This window comes from Sporosarcina sp. 179-K 3D1 HS (assembly GCF_047228905.1).
Lineage (GTDB): Bacteria > Bacillota > Bacilli > Bacillales_A > Planococcaceae > Sporosarcina.
Genome location: NZ_JBFEGI010000005.1, coordinates 118,744 through 134,950 on the forward strand (window position 1 = coordinate 118,744; position 16,207 = coordinate 134,950).

Below are 16,207 nucleotides of genomic sequence, written 5' to 3' on the forward strand. Positions count from 1 at the left end.
AAAAGGCAGTTGTGCATTTGCAGAACTGCCTTTCTAATTTCACTTCTTTTCAAGTACCGCAAAATAGTTATCTTCATCATCGGAAAAATTGAAGACTTTGCCCGTAGGCATCGTCATTACTTCCCCTACTGTGACACCTTCCTTCAGTAGTTTTTCCCGGAATGTTTCGAGATCTTCCGTGTAAAATAGCAGTGAAGGAGTTTCAAGATTCAATCCAGGTTCCATTTTAGCTATGAATTCTTTATTATGAAGAACAATACTTGTTTCTGCTTCCGGAGTCGGTGCAATTTCAATCCATCTCATTCCTTGGCCGTTATCCTCTTCAGAAATGACGGCAAACCCCACTTTCTCCGTCCAAAATTTCAAAGCATCCTCTTGATTCGTGACATACAACATCACTTGACCTAGCTTATGAATCACTTTCTTTTCCTCCTTTGCGCAGTAGTTATATAGATGTATTCTCGTTATACCTGAATTTTCCTGCACTTATCAAGGCTCCTAGTGAAATTCTGGGCAACCATAATGTATAGTAATAGCAGGTGATGATATGAAAATGAAGCGATATGTTGACAATGACAAGTTCATAGCGGGGATGACTCTTAAAGATATAACGGAACCCGAACAGCATAATATGGCGCTGCATGCTTGTGAAAATACGAATGCTGTCATCGAGAACCGAAAAAGTCTGGCCGTTTCTTTGGGCTGTGCGTTGGAAGATTTGATCTGTGCCAATCAAACTCATAGCTCGAATGTACAAAAAGTGACGCTTACAGACAAAGGGCGGGGAGCGGATCGATTGGACACTGCCATCCCTGACACGGATTCCCTGTATACGTTGGAGCCAAATCTGGTACTATGCAGCTTCACGGCAGATTGCGTCCCCGTCATTTTTTATAACGAGGCAAAGGGGCTCGTCGGCGTCATCCATTCGGGTTGGCAAGGAACCGTCCAAGAGATCACCCGAAAGGTCTTTGCGCACCTACAACAAACGGAACAATGTGACCCGATGGACTTTCATGTGCAAATCGGTTCAGCGCTCAGTCAAGAACGATTTGAAGTCGATCAAGATGTCTATGATAAATTCAAGGACATCGGCTATGCAGATGAATTTATGTATTACAACGAATCCACCCGGAAATACCATATTGACAACCAACTGACGGTGAAAAAGCAATGTGAACTGGCGGGCATCTCATCAGAGCAAATAATTATTGACCGTACCTGCACATACGACAGTCCCTCTGGTTTTTCTTATCGGCAAGACAAACAGTGTGGAAGGCATTTGAGCTTTATTATGAGAAAACAATAAAGAGGAGGGTAACTGTGATAGCGACAATCAGAGAAAATGCGAATGGGTATGTAGCACAATTCGAACGTCATCTCCCGCATCCTGTCGAAGAAGTATGGGCATGGTTGACGGAAAACGACAAGTTGGCCCAATGGTTTTCAGAACTGCGCGCCGGCGATCTTCGGAAAGGGGGATCAATGGTATTTGACATGCAGGATGGCCACTTGGAAGAACTTGAAATTACGGATTTTGAAACTGGGCATGTTTTAGAATTCAGTTGGTGGGAGGATCGTGTTCGTTTCGAATTGATCCCAGAATTGGACGGTAGCCGACTGGTTTTGAAAGATGAAATAGCACGCCTGACGGATCATACTCCGAAAGATTTAGCTGGATGGCATGTTTGCCTGGATGTGATCTGTGCGCTGGCCGATGGGGAAAATATCGATCACCGCAACGATGACTGGAAAATTTGGTATGAAAAATACACCCAAGCAATTGAAGAAATAAAACATCAGGCCACCTGAAGATTCTAGGTAGCCTGATGTTTTTTATGTCCCGCAAAACGTTTGATACGGAATCGTTGTCTTAGGTGGAAGGTTTGCAAATTCTTTCTGTTCCGGCGAATGCGCATAAGGAGTAGAAAGGACTTCCAGCAACCGCCTCATCACATCAAAATCCCCTTGCTCTGCCGCGCCAAGGGCGGCCTCCACACGATGATTCCGCGGAATGACAGCAGGATTGTTGGTTCTCATCAGCTGATGTGAGGCCTCTGTTCCTTCCTGTTGCCTGCCAAGTCTCGCCTGCCACTTCCCGTGCCACTCTAAGAACTCCGGCGACCGGAAGAGGGACGACCCTTCAAGCGTGTCAAACGTAAGCGCTTGGAATGTGTTGGTGAAATCTGCTTGATGGTCCTGCATCATATCAAGCAAGGCTTCAAAAAGCGATTGATCGTCTTCTTCTTCGTTAAACAGTCCCAGCTTCGCTCGCATGCCTGCCATCCAATCGGACTGATAGAGGGCGGCAAAACCGGAAATGACGTCCTGTGCCATTTCAATCGCCTGGTCCGAATCTTCATGGATCAACGGCAATAACGCTTCTGCTAAACGCGACAGATTCCATGCAGCAATCGGGGGTTGATTGCGATAGGCGTATCGTCCTTGTACGTCGATCGAGCTGAATACCGTTTTCGGATCATACGTATCCATAAAGGCGCAAGGGCCATAATCGATTGTTTCCCCGCTGATCGTCATATTATCGGTATTCATGACCCCATGGATGAACCCGACGAGTTGCCATTGGGAAATAAGCTTGGCCTGCCGTTTCATCACTTCTTCCAGCAAGGCAAGATAAGGATTCGCAGCTGAACGGATTTCCGGGTAATGCCGCTCGATCGCATAATCCGCCAGAATTTTTAGCTCTTCTGGGGTGCCCCAAGCAGCCACATATTGAAACGTGCCAACACGCAGATGGCTAGCCGCCACCCGGGTCAAAATGGCACCGGTCAGTTCGGTTTCGCGGTAGACAGGCTCCCCTGTCGTCACTACCGCTAGGCTACGGGTGGTCGGGATGCCGAGCGCGTGCATCGCTTCGCTGACAATATATTCGCGCAGCATCGGCCCGAGTGCCGCCCGTCCATCGCCTCCACGGGAATACGGCGTCCGTCCGGATCCTTTCAACTGGATATCAAAACGGTCGCCAGAAGGAGTGATCTGTTCCCCCAGCAAAATGGCCCGTCCATCCCCTAATCGGTTGAAATGGCCGAATTGGTGGCCTGCATAAGCTTGGGCAAGAGGCACAGCACCGTCGGGAATTTGATTTCCCCCGAATAATGCCGCACCTTCCTCACTCTTCAGCTCCTCGGCTTTCAACCCGAGGGAGGCGGCAACGGGTTCATTTAGAATGATGAGTTCCGGTGATCGCACAGGCGTTGGGTCAAGTTTCGTAAATAAAGAATGAGGTAAACGGGCGTAACTATTATCGAAGTTCCATCCGGTTGTATGATTTGTCATCGGTTCTCCCTTCCTCTGCAGCTGTTCTATTCAACACTTTACTGGAACACCTTGCTTGTTGTCACTTTTTGTCGACTTTGAGGAGAATGGATATCAGGTGAAATATTCCAGCTTAGCATTCGGAAAGAACTCTTCCATGTACATATGCAAACGTTCTTTGATTTCATCCTCTTCATCCTTTGGATATATGAATTTTCCAATGCCGTATTTCCCCCATTTATAGCGTCTCTTGGATTCATCTAATTCCAATTTCGTTTTGGGATAGTTTTTCTCGATCACTTTTTTCGCAGGCCTCGTGAATCGATGCTGGATGAATTCAAATGTAATATCGTCCCGTGCGTCACGGGGCAGTTCGGCATCCAGGCGTTCAAACAAATGATAATACCCTTCCTGCCAACCTTCGTGCAGGTAAATGGGGGCCACGATAAACCCAAGCGGATAGCCGGCACGTGCCACTTTCCCAGCCGCTTCTATCCGCTTATCCAGCGGCGAAGTGCCAGGCTCAAAGTTCTTGATGACATAATCCGCATTCACACTGAAACGAAATCGGGTATGGCCATTATGCCGGGCATCGAGTAAATGATCGATATGATGAAATTTGGTCACGAAGCGTAGCCGGCCCAATTCAGTCTGGCCGAAATGTTCAATCGCCCTCTTTAACGAGTGCGTCAAATGGTCGATTCCGACAATATCCGATGTACAAGCTGCTTCAAACCGGGTGATTTCCGGAGCGCGCTCCTCAATATAGCGGTCAGCTGCCTCCAAAATCTCTTCGACGTTAACGTATGTCCGAATATACGGCTTGCTGCCCATCGTCGTTTGCAAATAACAATAATGACAATGCCCCATACACCCCGTCGCAAAAGGGATGGCGTATTCGGCAGAGGGCTTGGACGTATCAAACTTCAACGTTTTCCGAATGCCTACGACGAGTGTAGACTTGGCAATCCGATACTTCTGAAAATCTGTATCGCCCGGCAAATTTCGGACTTGGTTGTGGGAAGTCGTGTAGCGGATTTCAATACCCATCTTCTCAAACTTATCCTTCAGCTCTTTTCCGAGCGGATACTCTAACGCATTTGGCTCAAAATAAACAAGCTGAGGGATGAATGGCTGTTTCATAACACCAATTCTCCAACAAAAATTTTCATGCAAATCACCTTTCTGATGTCTTTTCGTTAGCTTGTCGAAAGGTGGGGAAATTATGCTTTGATGCCTGGCACCTAAATGCAAAAACACTCCCTTCCATTGAGTTGGAAGAGAGTGTCCTTACTTATTACTCCTGTATTGCCACTTTCGGCAAAGCCTCGTTCAAATGGGCTGACAAGAAATTACGGACCTTTACCTGATAGATTCCTTTTTCCAATACATAGGATTCTCCATGATTGGCACGGTCGACTAGATACATTTCCGAGTTGCTTCGAGTATGCCGATACAAATTTTCCGTCATCGCGGTCGGCACGAATGTATCGCCTTTTCCGTGGATATACAATATCGGGACGTTTGTTTTTGCCACTTCCCGTAACGCATTCGCTTCTCGCAATGAATAACCGGCCCGCATTTTAGTAACGACGCTCGTACTATCCAATACAGGGAATGCGGGAAGATGAAACATCCGCTTCATCTGATAGGCAAAGAGGTCATAGACCGAGGCATACGGGCTATCCGCGATAATAGCCTCCAACTGCTTCGGTAATTCTTCCTCCCCGCTCGTCATGAGGACTGTTGCGGCGCCCATCGATAAACCGTGGTACACCACTTCGGTATCCGATCCCAGCTTCTGCACCAGTAGATTTGTCCAGTCAATCAAGTCAAGTCGATCCGGCCAGCCGAAACCGTAATAATCTCCGCCGCTCTTGCCATGCCCCCGCGCATCCGGCATGAAAATGTTGAAGTTCAATGTATCATGATAAAACTGGCCAAAGAGGCCCATTTGCTTTGCATTGCCTAAATAACCATGCGTCAAGACAACCAACTTATCGGTCGGCACAGGCGCAGGCAAAAAATAACCGGTTAATTCCAAGCCGTCCCTCGATTGCATATGAAGCTGCTCAAATGGCTGGGCTGCAACCCATTGTTTCCAGTCGCCATTCAAAAACACGTCCATCGCTTTATCGGAAACTTCCAAATCAGTATTGCCTTGCAAGTATTCCTTCGGCCCCCGCTTAATCGCCAAGTCATAAAAAAAGAAACTGGCTGCTATCATTCCCACAAGCAAAATTCCCACCAGCGCCCCGATCAACCGACCCCAGCCTAATCGTTTCATCTATCTTCCCTTTCTCTCTATTACACTTTTCATTATTATACTTGAAAAATGAAAAGATAGGAATTTATTTTTCTTGGAAGTAGTAACATATTAAAGAAAAAAGCCGCTCCATCCAATAAACACCTTTTTCGCCACATGTCCGTGCATAAATACAGAACCCGATATGTGCTTGCCATTTTCATCGGCCAACATCAGTTGTTCTTTAGGTACCCCCGTTTAATTTCTTAATTTGAACCGGAATAACATGAGGGACTTTGTTGCAAAACAGGAGTAAAACGACCGGCGTTTTGTATAAGTGCTTTTTCATGAAGGACTTTGCAAAACTATTCAGAATAATAACTATGTAGAAGAAATCAGAGGAGGGAAATCTTTGAAGAGTACTATTGAGAAATTGTTGTTGGCCAAGGGCGTTACGGTGGATGCAAACGAACTGGAAGCACTGACATACCAATGGGAAACAATTCAAAGTTTACGGGACGGCCTACGCCACGTGGAAGGAAAAGAGTATGACATCGGACTTGTTCATCCACTGAAGGAGGAAGCATAATGAGCCAACGATTGAATGAAAAAACAATTACGGAATTAGCTCCCCTGCTTGAAAGCAAGGATGTATCACCGGTCGACGTGGCACGCGATGTGTTTGATCAAATTGAAGCGCTCAATGACGAAGTGAATGCGTTTATTTCGGTCACGAAAGAGAAGGCGCTCCAACAAGCCCGACTCGCTGAAAAAGAAATTCAGGAAGGCCGCTATCGAGGACCACTGCATGGGATTCCAATGGCCATTAAAGATAATATTTATATTGCGGATGAACCGACCACGATGGGATCCAAAATACATCAGGATTTCATCCCAACTGATAACGCGACGGTCGTGGATCAATTGGAGAAAGCCGGTGTCGTATTTACTGGAAAACTGAACTTACATGAGTATGCATGGGGAGCCACCAATAATAACCCGCATTTCGGACCGTGCCGGAATCCATGGGATATCGAGCGCATTTCCGGAGGATCGAGCGGGGGCTCCGGCGTGTCGACGGCGACGGATATGACAATAGCCACATTAGGTACAGACACTGGAGGATCCATCCGCATTCCGTCATCCTTCTGTGGTATCACCGGATTAAAACCGACCCATGGCTTGGTCAGTAAATTTGGAGCGTTTCCGCTCGCTTGGTCTTTGGATCACATCGGACCGATGACGAAAAATGCGAAGGATGCTGCATATGTGTTGGAAGCAATTGCCAGACACAATCCGAAAGATCCGACCTCTGTCCGCGTTCATTCGACTTGTTATTCGAATGAACTGACGGGATCCATTAAAGGAGTAAAGATTGGAATTAATGAAGACTATTTCTTCCACAATGTCGATTCGGACGTAGAGAAGACCGTCCGACAAGCCTTGTCGTCTTTAGAAAAAGAAGGCGCAGTCGTGGAAATCGTCAAGATTCCTGCCTTGGCCTACGCCGAATTCGCCGAATTGATCACCATCATCACGGAAGCGAGTGCTATCCATCATGATAACCTGATTGAGAGGGAAGAGGATTTTGGCGACGACGTACGTTTCTTGTTGAAACTTGGAGAAATACCATCCGGCGTAGACTACTTGCAAGCTCAGCAAATCCGACTCCAGTTGAATCGACAATTCAACGAACTGTTTAAACACGTCGATGTTTTCATCTCACCGACACTTCCGATTCTCCCGCCGAAAATCGGTCAAGATATCGTCTCGTTGAACGGGACGGATGTCGGTTTCCTGGATCACATTATCCGTTTTACCGGGCCATTCAACTTAACCGGACTTCCGGCTCTGAGCGTCCCATGCGGATTTGCAAGAGATCTCCCGGTCGGCATGCAAATCGTAGGACCGCCTTTCCAAGAAGCCCGTCTGCTCAACGTTGCGCATGCCTTGGAACAAATCCACCCGGAATTCCGCCAAACTCCGACAGGCATTGGACAGGTACTATAAGATTAAAATGCTTGCGATGGATGTTCTCCTCGCAAGCATTTTTTCACGTGGAACAATCTTTAAATAATAAAAACAGAACCTTCCATCCAGAGAGATCGAAGGTTCTGTTTTTTATTTGTAACGCTCTTAGCTTGTCCATTCAGACTATACTTGCTCGAACACCTTTGATTCTTCATCCAAAGAGTCATCTGAGTTTGGCGAATGTTCGCTTAGGCCCAGCGTCTTCGAAGTGGAAGCATGAAGTTCACGGAAAAGATCCGGGTTTTCCACGAGAGACACCTTATACGAAGGAATCATCTCTTTGATTTTCGATTCCCACTCATTGATATGCTGCGGGAAGCATTTTTTGAGTACTTGTAGCATAACGTGAACGGCGGTAGAAGCACCTGGAGAAGCACCTAGCAATGCAGCAATCGAGCCATCCGATGCGCTGACAACTTCGGTACCAAATTGAAGCGTACCTTTGCCACCTTCCACCGTATCTTTAATCACTTGCACCCGTTGGCCCGCTACAACCAATTCCCAATCCTCACTTTTCGCGTTCGGAATAAATTGACGTAACTCTTCCATGCGCTGTTCTTTCGATTGCATCACTTGCTGGATCAGGTATTTGGTCAATGACATTTCTTTCGCGCCTGCTGCCAACATCGTCATAAGATTATCCGGCTTAACGGAAGTGACCAAATCGAACATGGAACCCGTTTTTAAAAACTTAGGTGAAAAGCCCGCAAACGGTCCAAACAGCAGTGATTTTTTGTTGTTGATATATCGTGTGTCAAGATGCGGAACGGACATTGGCGGAGCACCGACCGAAGCTTGGCCGTATACTTTGGCGTGATGCTGCTCGACAACTTCCTGATTGTTACACACTAAAAACAGGCCACTTACCGGGAATCCTCCAATATTCTTTCCTTCAGGGATTCCGGACTTTTGCAGTAAATGTAGGCTTCCTCCACCGGCGCCTATAAAGACGAACTTTGCAGTTTGGCGTTCCACAATACCACTATCAAGATTTTTCACTTTCAATTCCCATAAGCCATCGTTCGTACGTTTAAGAGTATTCACACTATGGTTGTAGTGTACTTCGACTTGATTGTCCTTTAGATGGTTAAATAACAAACGCGTTAATTCGCCAAAATTGACATCCGTTCCGGAATCTATTTTAGTCGCCGCAATCGGTTCAGTGACAGTTCGGTCTTCCATCATAAGCGGAATCCATTCCTTCAATTTTTCCGGGTCATCGGAAAACTCCATCCCTTCAAACAGAGGGTTCTGGGAAAGGGCCTCGAACCGCTTTTTCAAAAACTGTACATTGCGCTCCCCATACACGTAACTCATATGAGGCAATGGCATAATAAAATCTTCCGGATTTTGGATCCGCTTGCTTTCTACAAGATAGGACCAGAACTGTCTGGAGATTTGAAACTGTTCATTGATGTTAACAGCTTTGCTAATATCTACAGAACCATCCGGTTTTTCGACAGTATAGTTCAGCTCACACAATGCAGCATGTCCAGTACCCGCATTATTCCATTCATTGGAGCTTTCCTCTCCGACATCCGGAAGTTTCTCAAACACAGTAATTTTCCAGTCTGGCACTAATTCTTTCAACAGCGTCCCTAAAGTCGCACTCATAATTCCGGCACCAATTAAGATAACGTCTGTTTGAGTTTCCCTGTTGCTCATTTTTACCATATCCTTATATAAAATTTGCAGAAAAGAATGGGGGTCTTGCATGATTTTCAAAGCAAAGCAAAGCAAGAGCGGCCACAAAACCTTTTCCGTATACATTATGACTTTGTGTAGAGTATCACAAACTTTCTATATTATATCACATATCTGATCGAATTTGTCCATAAGAACGTGGAAATTAATTTGGAGTTAAATATGGTATCGTGCGTTGAAGTTAGGTTAGATATTTGGTCGTTTTAATTAACCACACTAGCCTATAAAAAAAGAAAGGCCTCATGTAAAAAGACCCTTCATTCGGATAATTATAATATGACTCCCTCAAAGTTCCCTCTTAGTACCAGTTTTTCATTCTGATTAGTGCAGTCGAATGAGGTTAAAATTGACATTCTATCATTCACTAGCTTCTCATACCTCTCAATCGTGACCGCACAGAGAATTGTATCCCCAGTAAAAACAGGTCTCAAGAACTCAAAATTCATCGTACGCGCCAGTACATTGTTATCTCCCCCTACTTTTGTCGGTAAGGTAGCAGTCAACAACCCTTGAATAACTAGTCTCCCCATTTCATCAGGAGTAGTGTGATGATTCCCCTCATCCCCGGATACTCTTGTAAACAGTTCCACGTCTTCATTTGTAAATGTCCGTTCAAAATGAATGATATCCCCAACTGTTAAACTCAATCTAAACTCCCCCCAGGAATGTATTAATGCGACTGATTAAATGAGAATATCTTGAGGTTCCCAATCTTTCGGCCTGATGTTCCGATCCATCCACTTCTTTTCCGGAGCTTGATATGGGGTGTTGGCAACCAATCGATCATCTTGCCAGCTGGCTGCTCCCGAACGGATTAGTTCATTGAGCAGGATTGGGATAAATTCTTCAGGTTGAAGCTCGAAAGAGTAGCGCGCAAAATCCTGGAACCAGCCACAGCTTAACAGATAGTCGTCAATGTCTTCCTTTGCCATGCCGTCTTTGATAATTAAGGTGTATGAAAAGATCCGCTTGCACCCATGCCATGCAATTTTTTCCGGTTCGCTGATCCACTTTTCAAACCGTCCCCGCGCCGCATCAATGGCTGCCGAAGGGTTCTCGATTTGAGGTCCGTGCCCTGAATAAGCCTGTTGAATCCGAAGCTTGGATAACCGGTCCAAACTATCTAGCGAACGTTGGATCGCTGAAACGCCTTCCCGGAACATATTTAACCAGCCGACATCATTGCTATGGAATAGATCCCCGCAAATTAATACCTCGGCTTCCGGTTCATATAAGGAAATATGCCCTAACGTATGCCCTGGTGTGTGCAAGACTTGCCAAGTTCTGCTTCCTGTATGAATCTCATCTCGATCGGAAAGCTTTAAACCGACATGATACGGTTCCAACGGCTGATCTAACCATTCCGCGCTACAAGCTTCACGGTCACGATTGTTAATTAAATCAGCTTCCCATTTATGAGCCGCAATCCGAGTACCAAAATTTTGTTGGAAATGGAAATTGCCTCCTACGTGGTCGCTATGATAGTGGGTGTTCACAATCATATGTAATTCTTCCGGTGAAATGCCTGCTTCTCTGATCAACCTCTCTGTTTCTAGCGCATCACTCCCAAAACCGGTATCAATCAGAATCGGGTGCTGGTCTTTAACAAGAACCATGTTGGCACTCGGAAATTTCCTCTCAAAGAAAATAATATCGGTTTTTTTCAAAGACTTTTCCTCCCCTTGCACATTAATGAACGAACGCTCACTCAATTATATTATATATAATTTACAGAAGAGTTCAAATAGATTATTATTATATAACTGTCGGTTTCCTGAATACTGAATAAAAAACGTCGGCTTCTTTATGAACTAATAGAAGCCAACGTTTTTTCACTTGCCGCAAATCTTCCTATTAATAGCATTACAGGGAAGGCGTAAAACCCAATCTTTCAGGTATCCCGATTCACAATATAATTCAATAAATGTTTCAAGTAGGCAGTCTTATACTGCATCTCTTGCAACGTTTCCATAGCGGTACAGTAATGGTCCCACAACGCTTTTCGGGCGCCTTCCATACCTAGGACCGATACAAAATTTGAACTCTTGTTTTCGACGTCTTTTCCAATCGGCTTTCCGAGTACTGCCAGATCACCTTCGACATCAAGCAAGTCATCCTTAATCTGAAAAGCAATACCGGCATGATAGGCAAATCGCTTCAAAGCTAGCAGTTCGGATTCTTGTTTCCCCGCGAGAATGGCAGGCATGACGAGGGAAGCTTCGAATGCTATGCCGGTTTTATAAAAGCACATCGTATTTAATTGTTCCAATGTCAACTGTTTGCCTTTGGAATTCAAATCCATCGCCTGGCCCTTACACATATCCGCTACCTTTCCGGCCGAATATTGAATCAAGCGAAGCACCGTTTGTGCATCAAACTGTTCCAGCGACGCTTGTGTCTCCACGGCCTTTTGGGTCAGATAGAGGCCGGTTAATTCGGCCACTGCGGTATTGTACACATGCTGTAGAGTCGGACGCCCCCTGCGGATGGACGAATTGTCTTGGGAGGGCAGATCATCGAAGATCAGGGAAGCGGTATGCATGTATTCCAATGATTGTAGAAGTGGCATGATGGCGGATTTCTCCAATCCATATTCGTCAACGCCGATAATCCAGGTCAAGATGGGCCTAAGCCGCTTCCCATCGCCTTCCAGACTGTAATTGGCAGCTTCTCTGATCGGATCTTTCAAGGAAGGGACATCCCCGTCTTCAGGGATATGTAAGATGTCGTTTATCTGATTTCGTACGGTTTCGACTGTGCGTGCAAAGTCTTCCCGCTCTCTCCGTTCCTTTTTGAAGTTGGCAATGATATGATCCCGTAGCAGTTTATCAAAGAAATCCACATCATTCGCTTTTCGGACCATCTTTTGGAGGAGTCTATCGAATTTGGGATTCCCGGTTGCAAATAGCTCCATCACTTCGTCATATTTTTTGTCTCCCATGCGCTTTTTATATCGCTTCAAACCGTTAATCGCCCGGTTCAACATCACTTCACATGTCTTGGTATCCGAGTGATACACATTATGAATCAAATGAGAGATGACCGTCCAGTACAATTCAAAAGGGTTGATGAGATCAGGACGCATATGATGATGTTTCATGTAGTAGGTATAGGGGGTGACCGCACCCGCCTCCAAGTCATCAAACATATCTGCGAAATCATCGGCCAGCTGGTTGTAAATACCATAAAAAAATGTTCGGTTGTCAAACCCCTCATCCTCTTTGGTACTCAGCACGGAACGGACAATCAAACGGGAGGATGCGGATTTTAAAATGACCGGAATGTATAGCTCTTCATTGGTGTAAGTTGCATTGGATAGATCCTTGTCGCGGTCCACTTCCTGGGCATGAAAAAACACATAGGATTGCTCGAAGAAATTTTCTTTTGTCTCTTGTCGCAGACGGGCTTGAATATACGAAAAAGCTTCGCGCAGTTCCGAATGAACAAATTGAATCAGCGCTTGATTAGATCCGTTCCACCCTCCTACTTCGGGTACGGACTCTGTGATGAGGGTGGTTCGGATCAACCCGGAATATTGTTGTTTCTCTTCATCGGATAAGACATCCGAATCTAATAGATCATCGATGAAGGGATAGGTTAAACCATAGGAATAGCCCAATCGGATTGCTTCATCCAATTTCCGGGTACGTTCTTCAGCCTTTGTCCCGTCACCCATCTCTTCCATTTGATGCAGGATAACCCCGGCGATGATCTTGATCAGTTTTCGCTTCGCCTCTTCAGCATTCATTCCTTCTGGAATGTGGGAGGACACCGTCTTCAGTTTATTCATCAGCCAGATCATCGTTGATTCGACGCCTTCCTTCTGGGCCCAACGGTATAACCCGGCCATGCTGAACATCTCTGTGTTCCCTTCGCTGACGCTTGAGTTGGAAAGGGGCAGCTGTTTTTTTATATTATCAACCAAATGCCGGATCCTGTTCTGTGTGCGAGGCGAACTCAAAGATTGGCCGAGATCTCGCAAGAATATATAGGAAATGCTGCGATTCAAATAATTATCCAGTTTCCCGGTGTAATCCAGCCATTGGATGTAATTGTGATATTTCTGCGAATCAGGTTTTCCTTTTCCACGTGAAAACAATGAATAGGGATGAATATGATGCTGTTTCCAGGTTTGTATATCTTTTGTTAAGACAGTAGCATACATCTCGTTTCCAAGCTGTACAGAAAGTGATGAAAAGTAATCGGCAGCCTTCTTCTCAGCAAGCCGATAACATGCTTCTGCATTTTTTTGTACCTTATCCTTCATACTACATTCCCTCTATTTCATATTTTTGGGCTCTCTGTGAAAATAACCACTTCTACTATATGCAATTGCGGAGCATTGTCTGAATGATGTGCATTCCTTGGCGCCAATTTATTTAACAACCGCAAACCTAAAGAAATACTAACATATTATCCGGAATTACCTTATGATTGGATGGAATCGCATTGTGAGGAGCCGACGAAAATGAGTCAAATTCATAAAAGACGGAGGAAAAACCCGCATCTTCAACCAAATGTCATTATTAGCTTTAAAATGAAAATGATTTTACTAGTAGGTGCTCTTATCATTTCGATTATTACGGTAATCGGACTGTTTATCGGTCATTTCATAGCCGTCACGATGGAAGCTCAAGTCGGGGATCGCGCGCTTAGTGTAGCAGAAAGTGTTGCGCATATTCCTGAACTGTCCGAGGCATTCGGTCAAGAAGACCCCGCGTCCATTATCAATCCCCTTGTTGCACCCATTCAAGAAGCGACGAAGGCTGAATTCATTGTCGTCGGCAATACAGAGGAAATTCGGTATGCGCATCCTGACAACAACAAAATCGGGAAGAAAATGGTCGGGGAAGACAATGAAAAGGCATTGGTGGATGGTGAGTCGTATGTCTCGAAAGCTGCAGGGTCATTGGGTGACTCGGTGCGAGCCAAAGTCCCTGTGTATTTGGACGGTAAAATTGTGGGCGTCGTATCGGTCGGGTTTTTAGTGAATGATATCCAATCGATTATAAAATCTTATAATATCCACTTATGGATTGTCTTATTAAATATAGCGATAGCCGCGGTAATCGGTGCCATTCTTATTGCATCGTATGTTAAAAAAGTCTTGTTCGGCTTAGAACCAGAAGAGATTGCCCATTTATTTGTCCAAAAAGAGACAATTCTCCAATCAACGCATGAAGGCATTATTGCTGTGAATCAAAACGGTATTATTACGATGATCAATGTTGCCGCGCAGCGTTTAGTGTTCAATCAGGTGACTCATTCCAATCTATATGAAGGAAAGTCAATCAAGGAATTGGAACCAGCAAAGCAATTACTCCATTTTCTTCAAGATGAAAAGGATCGAATCGATCAAGAGTTGGTGATTGGTAACACAATTGTATTTGCCAACAAAGCTCCTATTTTTTATGAGGAGTCATTGATCGGGACAGTCTTCACATTCCGGAATAAAACTGAAATTGATTTGTTAACAAAGGAATTGACGACAATTAAACAATATACCAATGCGTTGCGAGCCCAAACACATGAATTTTCTAACAAGCTCTATACGATCCTTGGGTTATTGCAGCTCGATAAAAAGAAAGAAGCGCTTTCTTATATTCAACGAGAAAGTTCACTTCAAAAAAACTGGATTCGTTTGCTCATTCAGAAAGTGTCCGACCCACAAGTAAGCGGTCTTTTACTTGGCAAAATAAATCAGGCAAGTGAGTTAGGGATCGAAATTGGAATTCAAGAGGATAGCAGACTGGCAACACCGTTACATGAAAAGCAAAGAGAAGCCCTGTTGACCGCCATTGGGAATTTGATCGATAATGCGATGGATGCAGTGAAACAAAATCCACCAGCTGACCGGAAAATCGCGATATTTTTCACGGATATCGGAAACGATATCCTTTTCGAAATAGACGATGCAGGTGAGGGTGTGCCTGATTTATATGTAAAGATGATTTTTGACCAAGGATTTACATTAAAGAAAGGCGAACATGGCGGTTTTGGGTTGTTCCTGACAAAGCAACTGATTGAAGGAGTAAACGGAGAACTTTATGTAGAAGAAGGGGATCTAGGCGGGGCAAGCTTCGTGCTTTCCATGCCAAAAGAAAGGAGTGAATCGGATGATTGAAGCGATTCAAGTATTAATTGTGGAAGACGACTTTCGAGTTGCGGAAATCAACCGTCAATTTGTCAATCGTGTGGAGGGATTCATCGTAGCGGGAATCGTAAAAACAGGCGAAGAGGCGCTCACTTATTTGCGGGGCGCCAGCAATTTACCACACCTTCTTTTATTGGATGTCTACATTCCCGACGTGCAAGGATTGGATTTATTTTGGACATTGCGAAATGAGTATACTGAAATTGATGTCATTATGATGACGGCTGCAAATGAAGTGGAGACCATAGCTGAAGCACTGCGGGGCGGGATTTTCGATTACATGGTAAAACCCGTGGACTTTGACCGATTTAAACGGACGTTATTGAGTTTCCGCAACCAAAGGCAACTTTTGACGACAAGGACAGAGCTCATGCAAGAAGAAATCGACCTGCTGACGGGCTTGCAAATCACCTCAATGCCAAGTAAAAAAGACGATAAAAGATTACCGAAAGGAATCGATCAACTGACATTGGACAAGATCAAGCGGATTTTACAAGATAGTGGTGAATCCGGCATCACGGCGTTGGACGCTGGGAGCAACGTAGGGGTGAGCCGATCGACCGCCAGGCGGTATCTGGAATATTTAGTGTCCATAAAAGAAGCTGATGCCCAGTTGAAGTACGGGGATATTGGACGTCCCGAGCGAAAATACGTACCATGGACAAAATGATCAAAACGTTCAGATTAAACATTAGGGTTTTTAATTATATAAACTTATACTCATAACCTCTCTATGATAAATTTCTAATTAGAATATTTTGAAATAGAGATGGTTATTTTTTGTACAGCGATGCTTT

The 16,207-nt window shown here is 44.9% G+C and carries 14 protein-coding genes; 6 read left to right on the forward strand and 8 right to left on the reverse strand.

Annotation, left to right across the window (positions count from 1 at the left end; genetic code table 11):
- Positions 1 to 39 precede the first annotated feature (39 nt).
- Positions 40 to 420, reverse strand: a complete 381-nt coding sequence (locus AB1K83_RS08970; RefSeq protein ID WP_413057846.1) for a VOC family protein — start codon at positions 418 to 420, stop codon at positions 40 to 42.
- Between the two features lie 127 nt (positions 421 to 547).
- Between AB1K83_RS08970 and pgeF the strand changes: the two genes are divergently transcribed.
- The gene (pgeF, locus tag AB1K83_RS08975) at positions 548 to 1,309 is read left to right on the forward strand and encodes a peptidoglycan editing factor PgeF (RefSeq protein ID WP_413057847.1); all 762 of its coding nucleotides are present in this window, start codon (positions 548 to 550) and stop codon (positions 1,307 to 1,309) included.
- A 14-nt stretch (positions 1,310 to 1,323) separates the two neighbouring features.
- Entirely contained in the window at positions 1,324 to 1,812 is a 489-nt protein-coding gene (locus AB1K83_RS08980) for an SRPBCC family protein (protein ID WP_413057848.1), read from the forward strand.
- Between the two features lie 24 nt (positions 1,813 to 1,836).
- On the opposite strand, the gene AB1K83_RS08985 is transcribed toward AB1K83_RS08980, so the two are convergent.
- The 3 genes from AB1K83_RS08985 to AB1K83_RS08995 all read right to left on the reverse strand — a co-directional run bounded on the left by AB1K83_RS08985 (position 1,837) and on the right by AB1K83_RS08995 (position 5,563).
- Positions 1,837 to 3,297, reverse strand: a complete 1,461-nt coding sequence (locus tag AB1K83_RS08985; RefSeq protein WP_413057849.1) for a protein adenylyltransferase SelO — start codon at positions 3,295 to 3,297, stop codon at positions 1,837 to 1,839.
- Positions 3,298 to 3,390: 93 nt separating this feature from the next.
- Positions 3,391 to 4,419, reverse strand: coding sequence for a spore photoproduct lyase (gene splB, locus AB1K83_RS08990; RefSeq protein ID WP_413057850.1), 1,029 nt, complete (start codon positions 4,417 to 4,419; stop codon positions 3,391 to 3,393).
- A gap of 154 nt (positions 4,420 to 4,573) precedes the next feature.
- A complete protein-coding gene (locus tag AB1K83_RS08995; RefSeq protein ID WP_413057851.1) occupies positions 4,574 to 5,563 on the reverse strand; it encodes an alpha/beta hydrolase in 990 nt (329 codons plus the stop codon).
- A gap of 370 nt (positions 5,564 to 5,933) precedes the next feature.
- Here AB1K83_RS08995 and AB1K83_RS09000 point away from each other — a divergent pair, with 370 nt between their 5' ends.
- Both AB1K83_RS09000 and AB1K83_RS09005 read left to right on the forward strand, forming a co-directional pair.
- Positions 5,934 to 6,110 carry a hypothetical protein gene (locus AB1K83_RS09000; protein WP_413057852.1) on the forward strand — a complete coding sequence of 59 codons (177 nt, stop codon included), beginning with the start codon at positions 5,934 to 5,936 and terminating at the stop codon, positions 6,108 to 6,110.
- Positions 6,110 to 7,531, forward strand: coding sequence for an amidase (locus AB1K83_RS09005; RefSeq protein WP_413057853.1), 1,422 nt, complete (start codon positions 6,110 to 6,112; stop codon positions 7,529 to 7,531). Before AB1K83_RS09000 ends, AB1K83_RS09005 begins: the two co-directional genes overlap by 1 nt.
- 144 nt (positions 7,532 to 7,675) lie before the next feature.
- Here the strand turns inward: AB1K83_RS09005 and AB1K83_RS09010 are convergent, their stop codons facing one another.
- From AB1K83_RS09010 to AB1K83_RS09025, 4 genes are all read right to left on the reverse strand, one after another.
- The gene (locus tag AB1K83_RS09010) at positions 7,676 to 9,226 is read right to left on the reverse strand and encodes a malate:quinone oxidoreductase (RefSeq protein WP_413057935.1); all 1,551 of its coding nucleotides are present in this window, start codon (positions 9,224 to 9,226) and stop codon (positions 7,676 to 7,678) included.
- 299 nt (positions 9,227 to 9,525) lie between these two features.
- Positions 9,526 to 9,903, reverse strand: a complete 378-nt coding sequence (locus tag AB1K83_RS09015) for an enoyl-CoA hydratase (protein ID WP_413057854.1) — start codon at positions 9,901 to 9,903, stop codon at positions 9,526 to 9,528.
- Between the two features lie 36 nt (positions 9,904 to 9,939).
- The gene (locus tag AB1K83_RS09020; protein ID WP_413057855.1) at positions 9,940 to 10,923 is read right to left on the reverse strand and encodes an MBL fold metallo-hydrolase; all 984 of its coding nucleotides are present in this window, start codon (positions 10,921 to 10,923) and stop codon (positions 9,940 to 9,942) included.
- 224 nt (positions 10,924 to 11,147) lie between these two features.
- Complete coding sequence (locus tag AB1K83_RS09025) at positions 11,148 to 13,523, reverse strand: polyprenyl synthetase family protein (protein WP_413057856.1); 2,376 nt, start codon at positions 13,521 to 13,523, stop codon at positions 11,148 to 11,150.
- A 201-nt stretch (positions 13,524 to 13,724) separates the two neighbouring features.
- Here AB1K83_RS09025 and AB1K83_RS09030 point away from each other — a divergent pair, with 201 nt between their 5' ends.
- Entirely contained in the window at positions 13,725 to 15,380 is a 1,656-nt protein-coding gene (locus tag AB1K83_RS09030) for an ATP-binding protein (RefSeq protein ID WP_413057857.1), read from the forward strand.
- Positions 15,373 to 16,080: a response regulator gene (locus AB1K83_RS09035; protein ID WP_413057858.1), complete on the forward strand. Its 708-nt coding sequence runs from the start codon at positions 15,373 to 15,375 to the stop codon at positions 16,078 to 16,080. The genes AB1K83_RS09030 and AB1K83_RS09035 overlap by 8 nt, the downstream gene beginning before the upstream one ends.
- Positions 16,081 to 16,207 lie beyond the last annotated feature (127 nt).

Coding starts and splice junctions, on each gene's coding strand:
- pgeF (WP_413057847.1), top strand. CDS start 548: ATGAAAATGAAGCGATATGTTGACAATGACAAGTTCATAGCGGGGATG.
- AB1K83_RS08985 (WP_413057849.1), bottom strand. CDS start 3,297: ATGACAAATCATACAACCGGATGGAACTTCGATAATAGTTACGCCCGT.
- splB (WP_413057850.1), bottom strand. CDS start 4,419: ATGAAACAGCCATTCATCCCTCAGCTTGTTTATTTTGAGCCAAATGCG.
- AB1K83_RS08995 (WP_413057851.1), bottom strand. CDS start 5,563: ATGAAACGATTAGGCTGGGGTCGGTTGATCGGGGCGCTGGTGGGAATT.
- AB1K83_RS09005 (WP_413057853.1), top strand. CDS start 6,110: ATGAGCCAACGATTGAATGAAAAAACAATTACGGAATTAGCTCCCCTG.
- AB1K83_RS09010 (WP_413057935.1), bottom strand. CDS start 9,226: ATGGTAAAAATGAGCAACAGGGAAACTCAAACAGACGTTATCTTAATT.
- AB1K83_RS09025 (WP_413057856.1), bottom strand. CDS start 13,523: ATGAAGGATAAGGTACAAAAAAATGCAGAAGCATGTTATCGGCTTGCT.
- AB1K83_RS09030 (WP_413057857.1), top strand. CDS start 13,725: ATGAGTCAAATTCATAAAAGACGGAGGAAAAACCCGCATCTTCAACCA.
- AB1K83_RS09035 (WP_413057858.1), top strand. CDS start 15,373: ATGATTGAAGCGATTCAAGTATTAATTGTGGAAGACGACTTTCGAGTT.